Annotated in this window: 22 protein-coding genes; 5 read left to right on the forward strand and 17 right to left on the reverse strand. The window is 28.8% G+C overall.

The annotated features are described in order from the left end of the window. On the reverse strand, nucleotides 1-583 hold a 583-nt coding region (locus PKV21_03870), incomplete at its 3' end, for an SDR family NAD(P)-dependent oxidoreductase (protein HOM26627.1). Between the two features lie 163 nt (nucleotides 584-746). Between PKV21_03870 and PKV21_03875 the strand changes: the two genes are divergently transcribed. From PKV21_03875 to PKV21_03895, 5 genes are read left to right on the forward strand one after another with little or no spacing between them, the layout of a single operon-like run. Next, complete coding sequence (locus tag PKV21_03875) at nucleotides 747-1685, forward strand: ROK family protein (GenBank protein ID HOM26628.1); 939 nt, start codon at nucleotides 747-749, stop codon at nucleotides 1683-1685. Beyond that, nucleotides 1682-2611 carry a methionyl-tRNA formyltransferase gene (fmt, locus tag PKV21_03880; GenBank protein HOM26629.1) on the forward strand — a complete coding sequence of 310 codons (930 nt, stop codon included), beginning with the start codon at nucleotides 1682-1684 and terminating at the stop codon, nucleotides 2609-2611. Before PKV21_03875 ends, fmt begins: the two co-directional genes overlap by 4 nt. A gap of 17 nt (nucleotides 2612-2628) precedes the next feature. Then, the gene (locus PKV21_03885) at nucleotides 2629-3756 is read left to right on the forward strand and encodes a CsgG/HfaB family protein (protein ID HOM26630.1); all 1128 of its coding nucleotides are present in this window, start codon (nucleotides 2629-2631) and stop codon (nucleotides 3754-3756) included. Between the two features lie 7 nt (nucleotides 3757-3763). Next, complete coding sequence (locus PKV21_03890; GenBank protein ID HOM26631.1) at nucleotides 3764-4597, forward strand: TIM barrel protein; 834 nt, start codon at nucleotides 3764-3766, stop codon at nucleotides 4595-4597. A gap of 24 nt (nucleotides 4598-4621) precedes the next feature. After that, a complete protein-coding gene (locus PKV21_03895) occupies nucleotides 4622-5308 on the forward strand; it encodes a PIG-L family deacetylase (GenBank protein ID HOM26632.1) in 687 nt (228 codons plus the stop codon). Between the two features lie 19 nt (nucleotides 5309-5327). Here PKV21_03895 and PKV21_03900 read toward each other — a convergent pair whose 3' ends face one another. The 16 genes from PKV21_03900 to PKV21_03975 all read right to left on the reverse strand — a co-directional run. Then, nucleotides 5328-6170 (reverse strand): sulfide/dihydroorotate dehydrogenase-like FAD/NAD-binding protein, encoded by an 843-nt coding sequence (locus tag PKV21_03900; protein HOM26633.1) that lies wholly within the window; start codon nucleotides 6168-6170, stop codon nucleotides 5328-5330. After that, on the reverse strand, nucleotides 6167-7468 hold the full coding sequence (locus PKV21_03905) for an orotidine 5'-phosphate decarboxylase (GenBank protein ID HOM26634.1): 1302 nt from the start codon (nucleotides 7466-7468) through the stop codon (nucleotides 6167-6169). Before PKV21_03905 ends, PKV21_03900 begins: the two co-directional genes overlap by 4 nt. Next, entirely contained in the window at nucleotides 7465-8208 is a 744-nt protein-coding gene (locus tag PKV21_03910) for a hypothetical protein (protein ID HOM26635.1), read from the reverse strand. Before PKV21_03910 ends, PKV21_03905 begins: the two co-directional genes overlap by 4 nt. 3 nt (nucleotides 8209-8211) lie before the next feature. Further along, nucleotides 8212-8982, reverse strand: coding sequence for an SDR family oxidoreductase (locus PKV21_03915; protein ID HOM26636.1), 771 nt, complete (start codon nucleotides 8980-8982; stop codon nucleotides 8212-8214). Continuing rightward, nucleotides 8979-9383, reverse strand: coding sequence for an ATP-binding protein (locus PKV21_03920; GenBank protein HOM26637.1), 405 nt, complete (start codon nucleotides 9381-9383; stop codon nucleotides 8979-8981). The genes PKV21_03915 and PKV21_03920 overlap by 4 nt, the downstream gene beginning before the upstream one ends. Next, nucleotides 9364-10536 carry a glycosyltransferase family 4 protein gene (locus tag PKV21_03925; GenBank protein HOM26638.1) on the reverse strand — a complete coding sequence of 391 codons (1173 nt, stop codon included), beginning with the start codon at nucleotides 10534-10536 and terminating at the stop codon, nucleotides 9364-9366. The genes PKV21_03920 and PKV21_03925 overlap by 20 nt, the downstream gene beginning before the upstream one ends. A 4-nt stretch (nucleotides 10537-10540) precedes the next feature. Next, nucleotides 10541-11230, reverse strand: a complete 690-nt coding sequence (locus PKV21_03930; GenBank protein HOM26639.1) for an anaerobic ribonucleoside-triphosphate reductase activating protein — start codon at nucleotides 11228-11230, stop codon at nucleotides 10541-10543. Further along, nucleotides 11227-14265 (reverse strand): ribonucleoside triphosphate reductase, encoded by a 3039-nt coding sequence (locus PKV21_03935; protein ID HOM26640.1) that lies wholly within the window; start codon nucleotides 14263-14265, stop codon nucleotides 11227-11229. The genes PKV21_03930 and PKV21_03935 overlap by 4 nt, the downstream gene beginning before the upstream one ends. Next, nucleotides 14258-14716: a transcriptional regulator NrdR gene (nrdR, locus tag PKV21_03940; protein HOM26641.1), complete on the reverse strand. Its 459-nt coding sequence runs from the start codon at nucleotides 14714-14716 to the stop codon at nucleotides 14258-14260. Before nrdR ends, PKV21_03935 begins: the two co-directional genes overlap by 8 nt. Nucleotides 14717-14836: 120 nt before the next feature. After that, nucleotides 14837-15124: a zinc ribbon domain-containing protein gene (locus tag PKV21_03945; protein ID HOM26642.1), complete on the reverse strand. Its 288-nt coding sequence runs from the start codon at nucleotides 15122-15124 to the stop codon at nucleotides 14837-14839. Between the two features lie 55 nt (nucleotides 15125-15179). Further along, nucleotides 15180-15692: a flavin reductase family protein gene (locus PKV21_03950; protein HOM26643.1), complete on the reverse strand. Its 513-nt coding sequence runs from the start codon at nucleotides 15690-15692 to the stop codon at nucleotides 15180-15182. Nucleotides 15693-15694: 2 nt separating this feature from the next. Next, nucleotides 15695-16477: a prolyl oligopeptidase family serine peptidase gene (locus PKV21_03955; GenBank protein ID HOM26644.1), complete on the reverse strand. Its 783-nt coding sequence runs from the start codon at nucleotides 16475-16477 to the stop codon at nucleotides 15695-15697. A 45-nt stretch (nucleotides 16478-16522) separates the two neighbouring features. Beyond that, complete coding sequence (locus PKV21_03960) at nucleotides 16523-17416, reverse strand: glycosyltransferase family 9 protein (protein HOM26645.1); 894 nt, start codon at nucleotides 17414-17416, stop codon at nucleotides 16523-16525. Further along, entirely contained in the window at nucleotides 17376-19367 is a 1992-nt protein-coding gene (locus tag PKV21_03965; GenBank protein ID HOM26646.1) for a hypothetical protein, read from the reverse strand. The genes PKV21_03960 and PKV21_03965 overlap by 41 nt, the downstream gene beginning before the upstream one ends. Further along, nucleotides 19364-21598 (reverse strand): DUF5060 domain-containing protein, encoded by a 2235-nt coding sequence (locus tag PKV21_03970; GenBank protein ID HOM26647.1) that lies wholly within the window; start codon nucleotides 21596-21598, stop codon nucleotides 19364-19366. Before PKV21_03970 ends, PKV21_03965 begins: the two co-directional genes overlap by 4 nt. Further along, a partial coding sequence (locus PKV21_03975) for a tetratricopeptide repeat protein (protein HOM26648.1) occupies nucleotides 21595-23476 on the reverse strand: 1882 nt, incomplete at its 5' end. The genes PKV21_03975 and PKV21_03970, both read right to left, overlap by 4 nt.

Genomic DNA, 23476 nt, shown 5'->3' on the forward strand with positions numbered 1-23476 from the left:
CAACTCTAATATTATACTTCCCCAGTTCTTTTGCCCAACTTCTTGTAAATGAATATATTGCAGCTTTTGTTGCGGCATAAACACTCTGTCCTTCAGAACCTTCAAGGGCAGATTCAGAAGCCATATTAACTATCACACCTTTTTTATTTCTTATCATTTGTCTTGCAACAGATTGAGCACACAACAAATATCCTTTTTGATTTATACTAACCATTCTATCAAAAATTTCTTCAGTAATTTCCTCTTTACCCTCAGGATCAACAAGAAGTCGCGGTATCAATATTCCTGCATTGTTCACTAAGTAATCAATTTTTTTAAATCTTTCAAGTGTTTTTTTTACTAAATTTTCAACTTCATATTTTTTTGAAACATCTGTTTTTATAAATTCAATTTTATTTTTAAACTCTTTTAATTCTTCAATGGTCTTTTCTCCTTCTTTTTCATTTATATCTGCAATCACTACATCTGCACCTGCTTCAAGTAATTTTATAACAATTGCTTTTCCTATACCACCCGCTCCACCTGTAACTATTCCTGAAAAATTACTTAAATCTATCCCAACCATTCTCACTCCTTTTTTCATCAACTTAAAAATTAAAAAGATGTCCTAAAAAAACTTTTAGAACCAGGATCTTCAGGATTTAAATATATCCAAACATTATTAATTTTTTCCATTTCTAATTATTCTTTGACTAAACCTGTAATAATAATATATCATTATATTAAAAACTTCACAAGGAGGGAAGATGAAAAAAGCAATAGGGATAGACATTGGTGGTACTTATATAAAAGCAGGGCTTGTTAATGAAAGCGGTAAAATTTTAAAAAAGCAGCAATTTCCCACACTTGCAGAAAAAAATGACAGAGAAGTTGTACTTTATCAAATAGAAAAAAGTATTGAATTTGCATATGAGGAAGAAGTTGAAGGAATTGGAATTGGAACTCCTGGTGTTGTTGATGATCAGGGAATTGTTTATGAAGCACCAAATCTTCCTTCCTGGGATAACTTAAATCTAAAAAAAATATTTGAAGACAAATTTAAAAAGAAAGTTGTTGTTGAAAATGATGTAAATACAATTGCCTGGGGAGAATATCTTTTTGGAGCAGGAAAAGGGAGCAATACAATGATATGCATAACTCTTGGAACAGGATTAGGAGGAGGGATAGTAAAAGATGGAAAACTTTTAAGAGGTGGTAAATATTCTGCTATTGAAATAGGTCATATTACAATTGATTATAAAGGTCCGAAATGCAAATGTGGTAATATTGGATGTATTGAAAGATTTGTGGGGAGAGATTATATAGTAGAAAGGGCAATTAAAGGAATTAAAGAAGGAAAAAAAACTAAAATTTATGAACTTGTTAATGGAGACCTGCAAAAGATTACCCCTAAAACCATTTCTGAAGCATATAATCTTGGCGATGAATTTGCAGAAAGCATATGGATAGATGTTGGAGTATGTTTAGGAGCAATGTTTACAAGTTTGGTCAATCTTTTAAATCCCGATGTAATTGTAATAGGTGGTGGAATTTCTCAAGCAGGGAAAATTTTATTTGACACAGTAGAAAAGACAATTAAAGAAAGAGCCATGAAAATTTTAACTCAAAATCTAAAAGTTTTACCTGCTGGACTTGGAGTTGATGCAGGAATAGTTGCTGCAGGTGCTTTAATTTTTCAAAAATGAAAATATTATTTTTTGGAAGCGATATTTTTGGTATTCCTTCTCTTGAAATGCTTAAAAGAAATTTTGAAATTATTGGTATTGTGACCTCACCAGACAGACCAAAAGGAAGAGGATTAAGAATTTCTTCAACTCCAGTAAAAGAATGGGCTATTATGAATGGAATTAATATATATCAACCTGAAAAATTTGAAGAGAGTTTTATCAATAAGATAAAAAAAATTTCACCCGACCTAATTGTTTTGATTTCGTATGGGAAAATACTTCCTTCTTCAATTTTACAGATACCCAGGATTTGCTCTATAAATGTTCATCCTTCTCTTCTACCAAAATATAGAGGGCCTGCTCCAATTGAATGGGCTATAATAAATGGAGAAACAAAAACAGGTGTAACAATAATTAAAATGGATGAAAATATTGATACAGGTGAAATAATAATCCAGAAAGAAACAGAAATATTGCCTAATGATAATGCTTTTACTTTGAAAAATAAATTATCGTTGCTTTCTTCTGATCTTTTATATGAAGGAATAAAAATAATTAAAGAAGGTGGAAAAACATATCCTCAAAAAGGCGAAGTTTCTTATGCTCCTAAATTAAAAAAGCAAGATGGATATATTAACTGGAAATTAGACGCAACCAGAATACATAATCTTGTCAGAGGTGTTATAATTTGGCCAACTGCTTTCACATATTTAAAAATTAATTCAAGAAAAAAACTCATAAAAATATATAAGACAGAAGTAGGAGAAACAGAAGGCAAATTTGGAAATTGTGGAGAAATTATAAGAATTGAAAAGGATTATATAGAGGTTGCATGTGGAAATGGAACTATAAAAATAAAAGAATTGCAGATGGAAGGGAAAAAAAGAATGAGTACTTCTCAATTTTTATGTGGATACAGAAATGTTTTAAAAAATTTCTGTTAAATAAAAAGGGAGGGAATATGAATAAAATAATCTTATCTGTGATAGTTTTAGTATTTCCTTTATTTTCTCAGGTTAAAACAGAAGTAAAAACTGGAGGACCCACAGTAGAAGAAGTAATTAAATATGAAGGACCTAAAGCAAGAATAGCAGTAGCAAGATTTGATGTAAAAGCACCAAAAGCAACATGGCAAATGGGTGATGGAGTTAGAGATATGATTGTTGATGCTCTTTTTAAAACAGGTAAATTTATAGTTGTGGAAAAAGATGCAATAAAAGACCTTGAAGAAGAATTTAAATTTGCAGAAACAGGATGGAGTAAAAAAGAACTTGAAAAGGGAACATTTGAAGTTGCAGATATAATTGTAGTAGGAGCTATAACAGGTTTTGAACCACATGCAGAAGGAACAGGAGGAGGTGGATTTGTAATACCAACACCTTTTGGAGCAGGGATTGCAATTAAAAAAGAAGAAGCGTATATTCAGGCGACAATAAGATTGATAGATGTACGAACAAGAAGGGTTATAAATTCTTCAACTATTGAAGGTAAAACATCAAAATCAAAAGTTGGAATTGCCGGTGGAGCAGGAGTTAGTGGAGTTATACTTGGAGGTGGATTTGAAAAATATAAAAATACACCAACAGCAGAAGCAGTTATGATTATGATTAATAATGCTGTAAAAGAAATATCAAGAATGGTTCCAGAAAGTTATTATAGATATGGAAGTAAAGAAACCACTTATAAGAATGAACCTGATGGATTCAGAGGTATAAAATGGTTAACTTCTGTAGGAGAGATAAATAATTTAAAAACAATTAAACAGGAAGGCAATTATAAAGAATGCATAAAAACAGACGATAACATGCAAATAGGGAAAGCAAAACTTGAGAAAATTGCATACTCATTTTATAAAGACCAACTTGAAAGTGTAACAGTTGAAACAAAAGGAAAAGATAATTTTGAAAATTTAAAGTCAGCCACAATAGAAAGATTTGGTGAAGGAAAAAATAAAGGAGAAAATGAATGGATATGGGAGGGAAAAATTACAACAATAATTTTAAAATATAAACCTGAAGAAGAAAAAGGAATTTTAAAAATGTCTTCAGAAGAGATGAAAAAGAAAATTGAATCAGATACTGGATTTTAATTTAAAAATGAAACTTGGTGGTCCTATTTTTAAAAAATATAATAATCCAGAAGAATGGATTAAAGAATTAAAAAAAGAAACTTATTCTGCTTCTTATTGTCCTGTTGATATAGATACATCCGAAGAAATTATTGCTGAATATCGTAAATGGGCATTCAAAGAAAAAATTATTATTGCAGAAGTCGGAGCATGGTGTAATCCTTTAAGTTCTGATATTGAAGAAAGAAAAAAAGCAATAGCAAAGTGTAAAAAGGGCTTATATCTGGCAGAAAAAATTGAAGCAAAATGTTGTGTAAATATTTCTGGTTCAAGAGGAAAAAAATGGGATGGACCTGATAAGAAAAATTTGACTGCAGAAACATTTGATATGATAGTAGAAACAGTTAGAGAAATTATAGATGAAATCAAACCGAAAAATACATATTATACACTGGAAACTATGCCGTGGATGTATCCTGATTCTGCCGATAGTTACTTAAAACTTATTAATGCAATAAACAGAAAATCATTTGCAGTTCATTTTGACCCTGTGAATTTAATAAATACTCCAGAAAAATATTTTTTCAATGATGTTCTTATAAAGGATTTTATTAAAAAACTCGGACCATATATAAAATCATGCCATGCAAAAGATATAATAATGGGTGACAAACTAACATTACATTTTGATGAAATAAGACCGGGACTTGGACAACTTGATTACAGAACACTTTTAAGAGAACTTAATAAATTAGACAAAAATATTCCTTTGATGCTTGAACATCTACCTTCTGAAGAAGAATATAGAAAAGCAAAAGAATATATAAAAAAAATATCTTTTGAAGAAGGAATAAAACTATAGATTTTTTTAGAAGGAGGGTTAATTATGAATTACAAAAAAGTACTTATTTTTGGAGCACATCCAGATGATGAAATAACAATGGCTGGAACAATTTTTAAAATGGCAAATTCAGGTACAAAAGTTGTAGTAATAACAATGACAGATGGTTGTGAAGGATATCCAGTTTTAGAAATGAAAGAAAAAATCGTAGAAATCAGAAAAAAGGAAGCAAAAGAATGTGATAAAATTCTCGGAATATCTAAACGAATATTTCTTGATATACCTGATATGGGACTTGTAAATAATAAAGAAATATTAAAAAAATGTATAAAGATTATAAGAGAAGAAAAACCTGACGCAATATTTACTCATGGACCGGAAGATAACCACAGAGACCATATTAATACACATTTTATTTCAGTGGAAGCGAGATGGCACGCTGGAGAACCTGTCTCTGCTGAATTTGGAAGTCCCTGGTATACACCTCATTTATATTATTACAAAGGAATTACAAAGGGATTGCCTTCAGTTATTATTGATGTAACGGATGTGGCAGAAAAAAAGTACGAAGCATTAATCACTCAGACATCACAGTTTACAGTTTTCAGAAAAAATAAGGAAGATTTTTTATCTGAAATTGAACTGATTAAAAAGACAAGACCAAAAAGAACTGAACAATTCTGGATTGCAGATAAAGTAACAATTTTTGATTTTTTACCAAGAAGTATTTAATAAAAAGCAAGTTCTATAACTATTTTTTAAAGATACATCCTGAATTTAAAAAGTTTTCACAAGACATTTTTTCCTTTTCTCTGTAAAGTGAGGTTCTTTTTAAAAGTTCATCAAAATCAACAGAATGGGCATCAAAATCAGGACCATCAACACAGGCAAATTTAACAACTCCTCCTACTGTAACCCTGCATCCACCACACATACCTGTTCCATCTATCATTATTGGATTTAAACTTGCCACAGTTCTAACACCATATTTTTTCGTAATTTCTGCTATTTTCTTCATCATCGGTATAGGACCCGCTGTTAAAACCAAATCAAATTTTTCTCCTTTTTCAAGTAATCTCTCAAGAATTTGTGTATTAAATCCCTTTTCTCCATAACTCCCATCATCTGTTGAAATGTAAATATTATCACTTATCTGTCTCATTTCATTTTCAAGTATTATCAAACTTTTAGTTCTCGCTCCTATTATAGTAGTTATTCTATTACCTTTTTCTTTGAATGCTTTACCCATCCAGAAAACAAAAGCAGCCCCTACTCCACCAACTATAATGCAAACATGACCATAATCTTTTATTTCAGTTGGTTTTCCAAGAGGTCCTACAATATCAAGTATTTCATCTCCTTCATTTAAAAGTCCAAGTTTAATAGTAGTAGTCCCAACTTCTTGAAAAATCAATGTAATTCTTCCTGTTTCTCTATCAACGTCTGCAATGGTCAGAGGTATTCTTTCTCCTTTCTCGTCTACTCTTAAAACCACAAACTGCCCTGGTAATGCTTTTTTTGCAATCAACGGTGCCTCAACTTCTATTCTTTTTACTTTTTCAGCAAGTTCTTCTTTCCTTAATATTCTATTCATCTTGGTTTCTCCCATTTAAGTAAATCCATTACACTGCTTAAAGTCCCACCTTCATTTATTTCTTTTCTTATTCTGTTTTCTCTTTCAAGAACATCCATTGCTCTATTTGTAATTTCAACAATTTTTTCTTTTGGTATTACAACCACACCATCCATATCACCTACAATCCAGTCACCTGGAAAAATCATCTGTCCTTCTATTTTTAAAGGAATATTTATTTCTCCAAAACCTTTTGGTTCACCCGCAGTAGGAGTTATAACTTTTGCAAATACAGGAAACTTAAGTTTTATTATTTCTTCAATATCTCTAACTCCTCCATAAATAACAACCCCTCCTAATTTTTTCATAATTGCGCTATTTGTTGCAAGTTCACCCCAGCAAGCAGGACCAACTCCACCTGCATCTATAACAATTATATCTCCTTCTTCAGCAATATCTATTGCTTCAACTGGTTTGGCCCAATCCCCTGGATATGTTCTAACAGTTACACACTTCCCAACAATTTTAAACTTTTCACTCAAAATAGGAGTTATACCTTTAATCCATCCTCCTCTGTGTAAAGCATCCGAAATATTTGCTGTTGAAACTTTTTCCAGAATCTCCTTTATATTTTCATAATTAACCCTTTTATAGAATAATGTTTCAACAGGTATTTTCGTCTCAATTGCCTTTTTTATATCTAAAACCGCTTTTTTTGCATCAGATGATTTTGTTATTGCACCACCTATTATTAAAATTGAGGCACCTGCTTTAACCGCATCAACAACATTTTCAGAATTCAATCCCCCTGCTATCGCAACAGGAATTTTAACTTCTTTTGTAACTTGTTTAAGAAAATCAAAAGAAATTTTCCCTGTCATCTGTTTATCTATTGAAATATGAATGCCAATATAATTTGCACCAAGTTTTTCAACCTCTTTTGCCCTGTTTAAATTTGCTGATTCCTCTATAAGGTCAACCATTACCTCTCCACCATAATTTTTTGAGGACTCTATGCACTCCATTATTGTTTCATTTGATGCATTTCCCATTACAACAACTATATTTGCTCCTGCTTTAAATGCAATTTCACTCTCAATTCTACCGGCATCCATTATTTTCATATCAGCGATTATTTTTCTGTCAGGAAAAAGTTTTCTGAGTTTTCTTATAATCTCAACTCCACATGATTTTATTAAAGGAGTTCCTGCTTCAATCCATTCAACACCACCTTCAACTACTTCTTTTGCAAGTTTTAATGCCCTGTGTTCGTCAACAAAATCAAGTGCAACCTGAATTACAGGAAATTTTCTGCTCATTTTGCCTTCCTACCTATCATAATAAAACCTGTATGCCCTCTCATTAAATCAACCGGTCTTGCTCTTTTTTCATCAACAAGCCACCTTCTTTCAAGGAGTTCAAACACATTTATATCAATGAAACCATCCAGTTCTTCAACAAATTTTTTTATCTGTATAATTTGTGGATTATAGTTTACCAGAATTCCACCTTTTTTCAAGTATTTTAGAAGTCCTTTTGCTTTCCATGGTTCTGGTAAATCAAAAAAAATCTTATCAGCCCATTCTTCTTCAATATCAATTTTAAAATTTTCATCATAAACATCGCCATTAATAAATTCAAGATTTTCTGGTATTTTACCAAAGTAATTTTCAATATTTTTTACAGCAACTTCTCTGAAATCCTCATTCCTTTCAATAGTTATAACTTTTCCCTTTTTTACTATTGACATAATACCTATCAATAAAGAACCAGAACCTGTCCCAGTTTCAATAACATTATCTGTTTCTTTTAAACTGGAATAGAAAGTAATCACAGCAACATCCTTAGGATATATTATCTGAGTCTTCCTTTTTATTTTAAGAAGAAATTCTGAAATGCCAGGTTGGTAAAAATAAAAACTTCTACCTTTAAATTCAAGTTTTTCAATACCGTCTATTTTTTCAGGGATATCAATATTTCCAAAATGAGTTGAAAATGTTTTTAAATTTTTATCAACTATCCATTTTTTACCATCACAGAAAATAGTAATTTTTTTCATTTTTTACAGACAGGTCCATCCTCCATCTATTAAAATTGTACTTCCGGTTATAAAAGGACAGGCATCAGAGGCAAGAAAAACAGCAAGAGGTCCTATTTCTTCTGGATTTGCTATTCTTCCTGCAGGTGTTTTTTCAATAAAAAATTTTTTAATTTCAGGGTCTTTAAGAATTTTCTCATTTATGGGTGTGTTAAAAACTCCAGGACATATACAATTCACGGTTATATTATATTTAGCCCATTCAACAGCAAGTGTTTTTGTAAGTTGAACAATTGCTCCTTTAGTAGAAGAATAAAGACTTCTTCCCGGAAGCGTTACGAAACTTAACATTGAACCAATTGTAACAATTTTCCCATATTTTCTTTCTATCATATACTTTCCAACTATTTTACATGTATACCAGGTCCCAAAAAAATTTGTATCAAAAATCTCTTTTGCTTCTTCAACTGTTAAATCCTCGGTATTTTTTCTTATATTTATTCCAGCTGAAGTTATTAGTATATCTATTTTCCCGAATTCTTCAATAGTTATTCTCACAAAATTCTCAATATCTTCAAATTTTCTTACATCTCCTTTTATAAATATTATCTTTTTGCTTGTTTCCTCAATAATTTGTTTTTTTGTGTCTTCTCCTGCTTTTTCTTCTCTCCCAACAATAGCGACTTCTGCACCTGCTTCTGCAAGTGCCTTTGCCATTTCCTTTCCAAGCCCTTTTGTTCCACCTGTTACCAGTGCCGATTTCCCTTCTAATGAAAACTTTTGTAAAATCTTCATTTTTTGTTCTTGCATTTCCTTTTATATTTTTTCAGAATCACCACATTATAACCATTTTCTCTTTTATATTCACAGTAATCAATCATTTCTTTTATAAGTTGAAATCCAAGTCCATAATCTGTTTCCCTTACATTTAAAGGATTAAAAGAAGTTCCATCATCTATTATTTCTATTTTTATTAAATTATCCACATTCTCCCATGTAACTTTAATAATATTTGGGTCATTATTTTTACAGGTTATTATTGAACTACAGATTTCATCAACTGTTAACATCAATTCCCATGTTTTCTTGAAACTCAGATTTGAAAGAATACATTTTTTCTGAATAAAATTTGAAATCAATTCTAAACTTCCGTAACTTGCCTCAACAATTATATAATCAATTTTTTCTTTTTTCATTATATAAAAATTTTACATAAATTTTTTCAATCTCGTCAACCATTTTTTCAACTGGAAATATTTGTTTTATTAATTCCTGTCCTTCTTTCCCCATTTTATCAGAAATTACAGGATTTTCAAGTAAATAAATAATTTTTTCTTTTAACAAATTTATATCTTCTGGTGGAATAATAAAACCAGTTTTTCCATTTATCACAACTTCCTTTGTTCCATCTACATCAAAGGCAATAACCGGCTTTCCTCCTGCAAGTCCCTGAGCAACTGCTTTTGGAAGACCTTCTCTTAAACTTGTATGAACAAGTATATCCATAATACTTACATATTCAGGAATTTTTTCTGGTGGAACAAGTCCTGTAAAAATAACCTTATCCTGTATTTTATTTTTTTTTGCATAGTTTTCCAAATCATTTCTTAAAATACCATCTCCAACAAACATAAGTTTTGCTTCTGGATGTTTTTCAGATACTTCTTTAAATGCTTCTATTAAATAATTCTGTCCTTTTAGATAAAACAATCTTCCAATCATACCGATAACTTTTTCATCTTTTTTTATTCCATATTTTTTTCTCATTTCATTCCTTTTTTCTGCACAATCAAGATATGGTTTAACATGAAATCCACTGTATATCACAGTATAATCACTTTCTTTACCTATACCTGCTTTAAGTGATTTTTCTTTCATTATTTCACCAACACATATAAAATGGTCAGTGAAATAATATGCAATCTTTTCGGCAGAGATATAAATAAAATTTAAAAATTTATTTTGATATGGATGAAATGGTAATCCATGAATTGTATGAATTACTATGCATTTTGGATTGGCAAGTTTTGCAGAAATCCTTCCGAGTATTCCTGCTTTTGCACTGTGAGTATGAACCAAATTATATCTATTCTTTCTGAAGATAAAAAATAGTTTTAAAAAAGCAATTATATCATAAACAGGATTAATATCTCTTACAAGTTCCTTTATTATTATAAGTGGAATTTTTTTTTCAATAATTTTTTTTTCAAGAGACCCTTCAGGTCCTTTAGTGGGACCACTTATTAAATCAACTTGATATCCCTTTTTTATTAAACCTTCAACAGTAAACAAAGTATTTTCCTGTGCTCCACCAATAACAAGACGGGTTATAACATGTGCAATTTTCATATCATTATCTCACTTCACAAAAAACTACATATTTTTTCATTATGGTTTTTATATTTTCAAATTCATCATCTGTATATGTCTTTTCTTTAATAAAATCTTCTTCAACCAGTTTAGATGGAATAAATTTCTGTAAAAAATATTTTTTACAACCTTCAATAATTTTACCTATTTTTTCAAAATCATCAATACAAATTTGTTTTTTAACCACTGTAGTTCTGAATTCATAATCTATTTTTGAATTTTTTATTATATCTATTGACTTTAATATCTTCTCTGTTTCTACTTCCACTCCTGTAATCATTTTATATTTTTCTAATGGCCCTTTCAAATCCATTGCAATATAATCAACTAATCCTTCTTTTAAAAGTTTTTCTATAATTTCCGGTCTTGAACCATTTGTATCAAACTTCACTTTAAAACCCATATTTTTCACTTTCTTAACAAAATCAATTATATCCGGCTGAATTGATGGTTCTCCACCTGTAATACAAACACCTTCAAGATATTTTTTTCTTCTGTTCAAAAAATCAAAAATTTCCTCTTCAGGTATAATTTCTCCAAATTTTTCAGGTAAGACAAGTTCAGGATTATGACAGTAAGGACATCTAAAATTACATCCCTGAGTAAAAATAATACAACTTAAAATATTAGGAAATTCAATTAAAGACGTTTTCTGTATTGCACCTATTTTCATTTAAGGACAAATGTTTTTCTTATTTTAAACTCTTCATATTTACCCTTATTCCATTGACTCACAGGCCTTAAATAACCAACAATTCTTGAATAAATTTCTGTTGTTTTACCACATTTTGGACAGTTATATACCTCTCCATTTAAATAACCATCTTCAGGACAGACACTGAATGTAGGAGTTATTGTAAAATAAGGTAAAGTAAAGTTTTCGCATATAGTTTTCACAAGTTTTTTAATTCCTTCTTTTGAATTTATTTTTTCACCTACAAAAATATGTATAACAGTCCCACCTGTATAAAGCGATTGAAGTTTATCCTGTTTTTCAAGTACCTCAAATATATCATCAGTATAATTTACAGGTAAGTGTGTTGAATTTGTATAAAATGGTTCCGCTCCGTTTCTACATTCCTTCTCATTTGCAACAATTATATCTGGATATTTATTTTTATCAATTCTTGCAAGACGATAACTTGTCCCTTCTGCTGGAGTTGCCTCAAGATTATAAAAATTACCTGTACTTTCCTGAAATTTAATCAATTTTTCTCTCATAAATTCCATTATCTCAATTGCAAAATTAATTCCTTCCTCTGTTCCTATATCTTTACCAAAAAGATTTAAACATGCTTCATTCATACCAATAATTCCTATGGTTGAAAAATGGTTTACCCAGTATTTCCCAAATCTTTCTTTCACATTTCTCAAATAAAATCTTGAATATGGATAAAGTCCAGAATCTGTAAATCTTTCAAGAACTTTTCTTTTTATTTCTAAACTTTCTTTTGCAACTTCCATCAAATCATTCAATCTACTTTTAAATTCCTCTTTTGTTTTTGATAAATATCCAATTCTTGGTAAATTAATTGTAACAACTCCTATACTTCCTGTTAAAGGATTTGCTCCAAATAATCCCCCTCCTCTTTTCTTTAACTCATCTGTCTGTAATCTCAATCTGCAGCACATACTTCTCACATCATCCGGTTTCATATCAGAATTTATAAAATTGGAAAAATAAGGAATACCATATTTCCCAGTCATTTCCCAGAGTAAATCAAGTGTTTCATTTTTCCAGTCAAAATCCTTTGTTATGTTATATGTTGGGATAGGAAATGTAAATACCCTTCCCTTTGCATCTCCTTCAAGCATAACTTCAAAAAATGCCTTATTTATCATATCCATCTCTTTCTGAAATTCACCATAAGTTTTATCCTGAATCTTTCCTCCAATAATAACTGGCTGGTCTTTATAAACTTCTGAAACTTTTAAGTCAAAAGTAAGATTTGTGAAAGGGGTATTCCCAGTTATAAAAATCTGTCCATTTCTTCTTGCTATGACAGTTTCATTTTCAGTATTAACACTCCAGATTATCCCTTTATATTCAACCGGTTTTATCTCCTGAATATAATCATACTGTGTTTCTGTAAGTGTGATAATATACTGAGTTTTTTTTGAAATACCCCCAACTTCTCTCTCCTTAACATTAAAATTATATCCTGCAAGTACAGCCACTCCTGTAATAATATCCATTGCTTCTTTATCAGTAACAGTAATTCTTTTTCTAAATTTTTCTTCCCATCCATTACCTTTTATATATGTATCAATAAATAATTTTGCCTGTTTTTTACTTAACTTTAAAAGAAAAGAAGGGAATTGTTTCTTTTCAGAACCTAATAAATTATGAATAACTTTGCTTGGTTTTGACTTAAGTCTTATATGAGTACATATACCCAGGGAACTCTGAGGTCTTATAGAATATTCAAGTTCATTTATTTTTAGTAAGTCAATTATTTCATTATAATTTTCTGGATGTTTTTCTTCTGATTGATATATACTTACTCTATGACTTCCCTGCTTTTCTATACTCCCTTCAGAAAGAATCCATGCAAGCAACTTTATTTTTGAATCCTCTATATCATATTCCTCATTTATATTCTCTCCTTTTACAGGAATTACAACAGGAGACATTAATTCAATTACTTTTTCAATTGGTTCAAGAGCAAATCTATCTGTATTAAAAATTCTTCTTACAACTCTGTGCCCTGGAGATATTAACTGGTCTTGATTTCTATTTTTTAGATTGTACATTACTCCTTCATATTCTCTTACAAAAACATGTTTTACTTCTTTTTTTTCTATTATTCCGTTTTTTATATTAAATGTATAAATTGTATCTCCTTTTTTAACCTGGTCATATTTTTTCCAGCCGTCAGGAGTTAAAATTTCTGTATCTTCTGAAAGACATTGAAAACCTGTTCTTGTTGGTACATTCAAATTAAATAAAAACTCCTGAACCGCCTGTTTTACCTCTTTATAACTTAAACCATCATATCTTACAAAAGGAGCAAGAAGGGTATCAAGATTTGAAAATGCCTGAGCACCTGCACTTTCTCCCTGAAGAGTATAAAAGAAATTAACAATCTGCCCTAAAATTGAACCAAAATGTTTTGCAGGACTGCTTTCCACTTTTCCTTCTGCACCTTTAAACCCTGTTAAAAGTAAATCCTGTAAATCCCATCCAACACAATAAACAGATAAAGAACCAAGGTCATGAATATGAAAATCACCATCAATATATGCTTTCCTTATTTCAGGAGGATATATATTATTTAACCAGTATGTTTTTGTTACTTCGGAAGAAACATAATTATTTAAACCCTGAAGAGAAAAACTCATATTACTGTTCTCTTTAACCCTCCAATCAATTTGATTTAAATACTGGTCCACAAGGTCTAAACTTGCTTTTGTTGTTATTTCCCTTATTCTTGCGTGTTGTTCTCTGTAAATTATATATGCTTTTGCTGTCTTTTTATAGGGAGAAAGTAAAAGAACCTCTTCTACAATGTCCTGTATTTCCTCAACTGTTGGAATTTTATCTTTTATTATTTCCAGTGCAAGGTCAAGAACTTTTACTGTCAATTTTTTAGCAACATCTATTCCAAATTCACCGGTTGCCTGACCTGCTTTAAGAATAGCATTTGTTATTTTAGTTGAATCAAAATCAACAATTCTTCCGTCTCTTTTTACAATCTTTTTAAACATTTTTTCCCCCTATTTTTTCTATTTCTTTTAAAAACTGTTCAATATCTTCAAATTCCTGATAAACAGAAGCAAATCTAATATATGCAACTTTATCAAGTTTTTTCAATTTTTTTATAACACTTTTTCCTATTTCTTTGGAGGTAACTTCATTTTCATATTTCTGTCTCAATTCTTTTTCAATATCTTCAACAATCTCATTTATTTTATCTGTACTTATGGGTCTTTTCTCACATGCCTTCTGTATCCCGATTATCAATTTTTCTCTGTTAAACCTTTCTCTTCTACCATCTTTCTTAACAACAATTAATGGTTTTAAATCTATCTCTTCATAAGTGGTAAATCTTCTTTTACACTTCAGACATATTCTCCTTCTTCTTATTAACAAACCATCTTCTCTTTCTCTTGAATCAACCACTTTGTCTTTTAAATAACCGCAGTAAGGACATTTCATTTTCTATATATAGTACATCAAGAAGTTTAAAATAACAACATATTGTATTTTTTTAAAATTTAACATATACACAAATTTTGTCAAGTCAAAATAAAAATAGCGGGAAAAAATGAACCTTATTTACTTTTTACAGGTTGAACAGGAAGAAGCACTACAGGAGGAACAGGAACCTGAAGATGTAGAACTCAATCCCTTTTCCTCTCTTTCTTTTCTTTTATAATCTTCACTTCTATATTCTGTTGTGTAAAATCCAGGTCCTTTAAAAATAACACCACCGCCAACTCCAACTAATCTTCTTAAACTTTCTTTTTTACATTCAGGACATATATTTAAAGGTTCATCAGTCATTTTTTGAAATTTTTCAAATTTATAACCACAATTTTTGCATTCATATTCATAAGTAGGCATAACTTCCTCCTTTTTTATTATTAGATGAAAAAAATACCAAAAAGTTTCTATAATGTCAAGTGAAATTTTTATAAGAGGCAAGAATTTTACCTAAATATACGCGATGATAATCACCTGATTTATACATTCTTTCTTTTATTTCTTTATCAATCATTTCCGGTTTAACATCCATCCTTGCAATAACTTTACATTCAAAACTTATAATACTTTCTTTAACAACAGGAGATTTTACATATTTTGATTTTAAAGGTGTCAGATTTTTTTCTTTAAATTTATCATATTCTCTTCCTGAAACTGTGCCACACCAGTTAACTATTTCCTTATATTTCTCTTCAAAGATATTAACAGTAAAATCCTCTGTTTTTTCAATCAGATTAAATGTATATCTTGAAGGTCTTATAAAAATAAAAAAAATAGGTTCACCCCAGATAATACCAATACTTCCCCATCCAATCGCCATCACATTCGGTTTATTATTTTTATCCACAGAACAAACAAGAACTCTGCCTTCCTTTAATGCTTCAATTGTTTCTTCCATTACATCAATATATTTAATTTCTTTTTTCATTTTTACTCCTTTTTAAAACATTCTTTAAAGAATTCTGTTGTCTCATCTATAACTGTATTTTCGCTTTCTTCTGTGGTAAAAACATGCCCTCCTTTATCAAGCACAAGCATTTTAAGATTACTCGCGTTTTTATGAAATTTTTCAAAATAAAAAAGTGCATTTTTCAAGTCAAGAGAAAGGTCATCTTTTGTATGTATGATAAAAACATTTCCCCTATAATTTTCTACATATTCTTTCATATCAATTTTTCCAAGAGATTCAATAAATCCCTTTCCGATATAATGACCCATTCCAGGTATATAACACTTGCCATATTTTTCTATTTTTTCTCTTATTTTTTTTGTTAAAATTTTCTTCTGTATAATTTTTGGAAATGCAAGGGGAGACCATAAACATAATCCCTTAACTTCCTTAAATTTATGAACAACATAAACTGCAGTAACAGCACCCATTGAAAGACCACAAACTCCAATTTTTTCTCTGTCAACAAAATCAAATGTTTTAAAAAATTCTAATGCTTTTTCTCCGTCTTTCATTTCTGTTTCAAGAGTCATTTCATAAAAATTCCCTTCACTATCACCTGAACCATAAAAATCAAATCTCAAAACAGAAAAACCCTCCCTACATAATTTTCTTGCGAGTTTTGTAAATATAAAGTGACTTTCACATTTATTTCCAGTAAAACCATGAAAAAGTACAATTCCGGGTGATTTCTCCTTTTCTGGAATATGAATAACCCCAAATAGTTTACCTTTACTTCCATCAAAAATAACTGCCTTTTCCATATACCATCCTCCTTTAAATTTATCAAATCCTTTTAACATCTAATTTTAACCGTCCGAAATAAAAGAAAGAATATCTTCAACTTTTATCTCTTCCAAACATTTTTTATCTGTACAATTTTTCATTTTTTCATATACACAAGGACTGCACTCCAAATTTTTGTAAACAATTTTAACATTTTTTCCTCTCGGACCCCAAATAAAAGGTGAAGTAGGTCCAAAAATAGCAATTGTTTTTACTCCTGTAATACTGAAAAGGTGAGTAATTCCGGAATCATTTCCAATATAAGCAATAGTTCTTTCGGCAATTTTAATAATATCTTCTAAATCAAGATTAAAAAAAATTTCTCCTTTAAAATTTCTCTTCCAGAATGAAAGTTCATTTTCTTCTGCAGGTCCAAGAAGTAATTTTACATTTTTCAGATTTTCTGAAAGTTTCAAAAACTTCTCTTTCCCCCAGTTTTTATCTTTACTTCCGCTTCCCGGATGAATTAAAAAAAATTCTCCTTTATTTTTTAAATTTAAATTTATAGAAAAATATAAATTTTTATTAAATATTTCCTTAACTGGCTTCATTAAATAATCTGTAATGTGGATATTCAATTTCTCCTTTTTAACAGGGTGGAAAATTATTTTATTCATAAAATTTTTCTTTAGATTTTCTCCTATTATTTCTTTTTCATCTGTGTAGGCAATAATAATATCAAAATCTTTAAGAAAACCTTTCAACTTGGTATTCTCACTTTCAAAGAAAAAAAGATATTCACTTGAATCAAGTGGAATAAATTTCTCAACATTTCCATACTTTTCAATAAAATTTTTATAAATACCCTTTCCTCCTGCAAAAACTCTGTACCCATTTTTTTTAAAACTGAAAAAAACAGGAAATGTTAAAATTAAATCACCGAGTGCTCCCTCTCTGATTATTAAAATTTTTTTCATTTTCAATAATTTTTTTAATCTCATTTATAATTATTTCAAAACCCTCTTTATCAGGTAAATTTTTATAAACATACTCATTCGTTTTAAAAAATCTTTCACCATTTTCAATTTCAGAAAAGATTTTATATAAGTCAAGAAAATAAAAATTTCTTTTTTCAGAAATCTTCTTAATTTTTTCTCTATATGGTTGAAGAACTTCTAAATAAGGATATGAAGGAAATGGAGAAACCACAATTATATTTGAATTTTTTTGTGATAAAAGATATAAAATTGCATCATAAACCTTTTCCCATTCATTTATTCTATGCCTTCTTAAAAGAGAATTTATAAATGGAAATAAAACAACAAAAGAATCGCTGTTTATTTTATCCTGAATTTCCTGAATAAACTTAAATTCATTAAAAAGATAATTTACATATTTTACCTCGGATATATTTAAAACTTCTATTCCTTTTTCTTTAAAAAATTGAATTAACTCGTCTGGAAAATCTCCAATAAAAATTATTTTTGAAAATCCAGTAGTTTTTTTTATATTTGTATATTCAGGAATTTTAAATATAAGGTAAGAATTATTTTTCTTTAAAAAAACACCATCAACAAAAAAATCCTTTTCATTTAAATCCACCACATTTATAGTTTTTTCAGCGAGCTTCGCATCATAAAAATAAATCCCAATTTTTATTTCATTTTCAGGATTTAAAAACAAAGTCATTGTTTTCCCATTTTCTTTTCCTGGGAGAAAATAAAATTCATTTTTATTGTTTTGAGATGCAAGAGTTAATACTAAAGGAATGTCAGATATATTTTCAACTCTAATTGGTATATAAAGTTTTTCATCCTCATATATAAAATTTTCAAAAGGAAGAATATTAAAAATGGTCTTTATTTCTTTTCCATCTCCTAAACTTATTTTATGGATAAACTCTCCAGATATTTTATTTTTCTCTGTTTTTAGTTTTATATTTATCTCTTTTTTTTCTCCTTCTAACTTTACAACAATTTTTTCACCGGTATATACTTTTCCATCAATTTCCCACAAATATTTATCAGATAAAAAACAGGATGTATCAAGTTTCAAAATTGTTATTTTTTTATTATCAATAGTAAATGGACCTTCAATCTCATAATTAAAATAGGGAGTATTGGGTGACTTTAAATTTTCAACTTTTCTAATTTTCATCTTAACAGGTATTTCATTTATAGAAGTCATGTCCCAGTAAACCCTTCCTTTATCGTTATAAAAACCAATTCCTTCTATGTTTTTTTCTCTTATTTTTAAAAGAGGTATTTCAATTTTTGTCCATTTTCCTATTTCTGGAAGTTCTCCAATTTTTTCTTTATTCATACCTTTCATATTTATTACATCCTTACCGAAAGAAAAATAATAGTGTCTTCTATATCTTGAAATAACTTCTATAATTATCTCTTCTGGAGCATTTTCTTCTTCTATGAAAAGATAAGAAATAATTTTATCATCTGAACCTATAGAAAATTGTTTTGGAAAACTGACTCTGTGGAAAGAAAAACCAGCAGTACCGGTATGAGAATAAATTCCTGAGAGTGATTTTTCAGTCCATAACCATACACCGGATTTAATTGAATCTGGAAAAATATAATCATCTATCAAAATATTTCCTTTTTTAAATTCTTTGTATAATCTGTTTTTTTCACTGTAACCGATAAAAACCTTATAATTAATTGAATCTGTTGGTTTAAAAAAAATTTCCATCTCATCTTTTAAAAAATTAACTCCAGAGATTTCACATTCTTTTCCATTTTCATCAATAATTTTAATATCATCATATTTTTCCTTTCCTGAAATAAAATTAAAGGAGGCAATTTTAAATGTTTCAAGGAGTTTTTTATTTTCACAGGATAAATTCAACAAATATCTGTATTCAGAAAAAACAAAAAACTGTAGAATTAAAAAGAATAAATAAATATTTCTCATTTTTGTCTCTTTATTTTTAAAGCGATGTCTTTTTCAAAAGGAATAATTGAAATTTCAATATCTTTTTTATTTTCATAAAACATTTCTTTTACTATTTCTCCTTTATAAGTATCCCAGAACTCAATTTTATACTTCCCCGGCAAAAATCCTTTTAAATATAAAACTGCATTTTCAATTTTTACTGGTTTTATTCTTTTAAGTTGACTGTTAAAAATTTTTCTATCAAATATCCAAAAAAATCCCTCTTCTTTATTCTGGATACCAACAAAATCAACATCTTTCCCTCTTATTTTACCATCAGATACCTGTAAAAACTTATTCCTTCTGTCTTCATTTTCCCAGAATTTTGAAAGTGCTTTATAATGAAAATAAAGGTCAAAATGGTCAATAAATGGCCACCACCAGAAAAGAGCAACTCCAAACATAGGCATCATTGAAGAAGACCATATACCCCCATGTAAATTATCCTCAAGAAAAAATCTGTCTTTTCCAACTCCAAACTCATTTACAAACATCGGTTTTCCATAAAATTTTCTTTTTTCATAATAATCTCTTATACTATCCACAATTAAATTATGATATGCATTACCCACAAGGGATTCAAGTTCAGGTATTATCCATACCATAGGGTCATCTTCTCTTCTGCAATAATGGGTTGAGATTGGTTTTTTATAAGGGTCTATTGATTTTAAGTAAGGATACATTACTTTATGCCAGTATCTGACTTTTTCAGAAGAATAAAAACCTGTCAAATCCACTTCATTCCAGAACTCCCAGAAAACTATATTTGGAGAATAACTCCATCTTGCAACAATATAATCCATTCTCTGCTTAAAATATTCTATTGCTTTCTCATTTACAAAAAACTCATCAGGAGATTTCAAAAAACCACCATTTATTTCATTATAAGGATTATCCCACCATTCAGCATCTGGATTGATACTGAACTGACCGTGATTTATCAAAGTTAAGTCCATAAAAATTCCATATTTTTCAGCAATATCACAAATATAATCAAGTTTCCATGAATTTTCTAAACTATATCTACCAAGATTTTTGTAATGTGGTGCATAATTATAATTCCATTCAATTCCAACCCACCATACACCCATCCATACCCTTGCATAATTTTCTCCATTTTCAGCCATCTTTTTGAAATATTTATCATAAGCGAAAGTCCCAAGTCCTTTTCTATAAGTAAATTCATAATTATAAGGGCTTCTTTCATCATCAGGTGACCTTAAAGTATGACCTATTGGATAGAAAAATTTGCTATTTGAAAAAGAAAGGTAATACCTATCGTTTTTATCCCAGTTAACAACTCCATTTTTATTACTTTCATAAACTTCAAAATTTCCTTTATAGATTTCATTTTCTTCATTATCCTTTAAAACCTTTATCTTGTAAGTATAACTCCCTGTCTCACAAGGTGTAAATCTTATTTTCCACTCACTTTTTCCATATGGAATTAACTTCTCACCTTCATCATAAATTGTTCTCAAATAATCATGGTAGAAAAAAGCAAAAGTTTCATAAATTTTACCTGATGGTGAAGTAAAAACTCCTTTTATCTTTAAATCTGGTTTAAAAGGATTTTCAAAAATATAAGGAATTTCAAATGTAATTTCAAATTTATCATATCTTCCTATTTTTTTTGAATTCTCTCTAAAATTATAAAGAAAAATTTTATCTTCTTTATCTTTTTTAAAACCCTCAAAAGAATCAATGTATATTTCACTGTTGTATATATCAGCAAACCATATTATTATCCCTATTTCACTTATATTCTCCTTAACATAACTATCAAAACATTTTAAATGAGAAACAGGTTGCCAGAAAGATGTATTTTCTCTAAAATCAAGGATTACCTTTTTTTCCTCTCCCCTTTTTATCTTGAATTTTTCTGTTTCAAACCAGTTATATTCATCATCTTTAATATAAACAATAAATTCACCATCTACTCCATCTTCTTCGGGAATATAAATTTTAAAAGAAAGATAATCAAAATACTTAAAATTTAAATTACCCTGATAAAAAATTCTTACATTTCCTGAATTCTTAATTTCTGAACATAAAGAAAATTCTCCAGTATTTGAATATCTTTCCGATGAATAAATTTTAAAAGTTTCAGGATAAATTTTCCAGTTGTTTGTAGTTCCTTCAAAGTCAAAAATCATTTCACAGAAAACAGGAAAGACAAAAATAAAGAACAAAAAGAATATTTTTTTCATCTTCTGAATATCCTCTCCTTAAAGTTGTAAATTTTAATATTTTCCTCTATTATCTTTATATTTTCAGGTATAAAATTATCAATTTCAATTTCAAAATTTTCAATATCAAAACCTTTTCTTTTTCCTACAATCACTCTTTCCTGTACATTTTTCTTTTTTATCTCTATTTCAGGAAAATAAAAAACAATATTTTTATTTTCAGGATATTCAATTCTTATTTTAAAGTTTTTATTATCCACATTCCAGAAAAGAATATTTCCTTCTTCTCTAACTGGTTGCGGTTCAATTTTCAATGGTTTTTCATAACTTCTTATATTCCTCATACTTATTTCCCAGTTTAAATCTGAAAAAGTAAAATCAAAATTTAAAACAAATTTGTTTTCAACTGACTCATTTTTATACTTCAAATCAAAGTCCTTTGGTATAATTTCTTTAACAGGATAAATTATTTTATAAAGATTTTTCTTTTTCCAGTCATTTTTATCAATGGAAATTTCACCTTCCCATTTTAAAAAGAAGCCATTTTCATCCTTATCAATCAAAACATATGGTTCAGAAGAAAACTCTGTTCCATCTATCTTACACTTTAAATAAAAATTTGTTTTTCTTTCATTACTTGAATAAGGATAAAATTCTATTTCTTTTGTAATCTGATTCAAAAAAACAGTCCTCTCTTCTGGAATTAATCTTGTAGAGTTTGAATCTGTTTTTCTTAAAATAATATAAAGGTAGTTGTCAGATTTTTCTTTCATTTCAAAAAAATTATTTTTTAAATTTTCTATTTCTCTCTGTATACTTCTATTTTTTGTACTTGTTTCAATATCTTTTAAAACTTCAAAACCTTTTTTAATTTCACCCTTTTCAATATATATCTTCACAAGTAATAGTTTCGCATTTTCATTATCTCTATTTTTATTTAAAAAATTTTCAACTGTTTTCTCCGCCTCATCTAAATTGCCTTCTTTAAAATAACTTTCTGCAATTTGAAAATAATAATTTTCTTTTCCAAACAACTCTATAATCTTTCTGTAGTTTTCTCTTGCTTTCTCATACTCTTCTATCCTCATATACTGGTCTGCTATTTTTCTCATTATTTCCTCTCTATATCTATCTTCATCTATCCTTTCAAGAAATTTTTCATACATATTTATCTTTTCTAGATAATCATCATAAGTTGAAAGCCGTCTATCAAATCTCCTTTCTATTGTATTCATTACAAGGTCAACAACTGTCTTTTTATTTTTTTCGTCTTTTAACAGACCTTCAAATAAATCCCACAGATAACCTTCAAGAATTTTTCTATCATTCTCCTCAATAATTGTATTGAATAAACTATTTATAATCCCCTGATTTCTTGAAGAGTTTGGATATAATTTTATAAATTCCATATAAACCCTGCTTGATTTTAAATCATATGGGAAAATTTTATTTATTATATTTAAAGTTATATCTCCATTTGTCTTTCTCTTTTCTTCCTCATCCTTTAGAATTTCAAAACCATCTTTAATTTTTTCTGCTTCAAAGTCCAAAAAACTTTTAAATATTTTATATGAAAGTGAATCTTCAGGAATGGATTTTAAAATTAATAATCTTTCTTCTTTACTTGAAATTTCACTATAAAAAGAAACAGAAAGAAACAATATGTACCAGTTATTTTTTTCATTTTTAATCACTTCTAAAAACTGCTCTTTACTTTTCTCATATTCTCCGATATTATAATATGCCTCACCAAGTCGTTCCCTTATATAATAATCCTGTGGATTATAGTTTAAAGATTGAATATAATTTTCTATTGCTTTTTGATAATTTTTTCGCCAGAAAAAATCATTTCCTGTTTCATTATATGCTCTTGTAAGATTATATTTTATACTCTGTAAA

The sequence above is a fragment of the bacterium genome (genome assembly GCA_035371905.1).
GTDB lineage: Bacteria > Ratteibacteria > UBA8468 > B48-G9 > JAFGKM01 > JAMWDI01.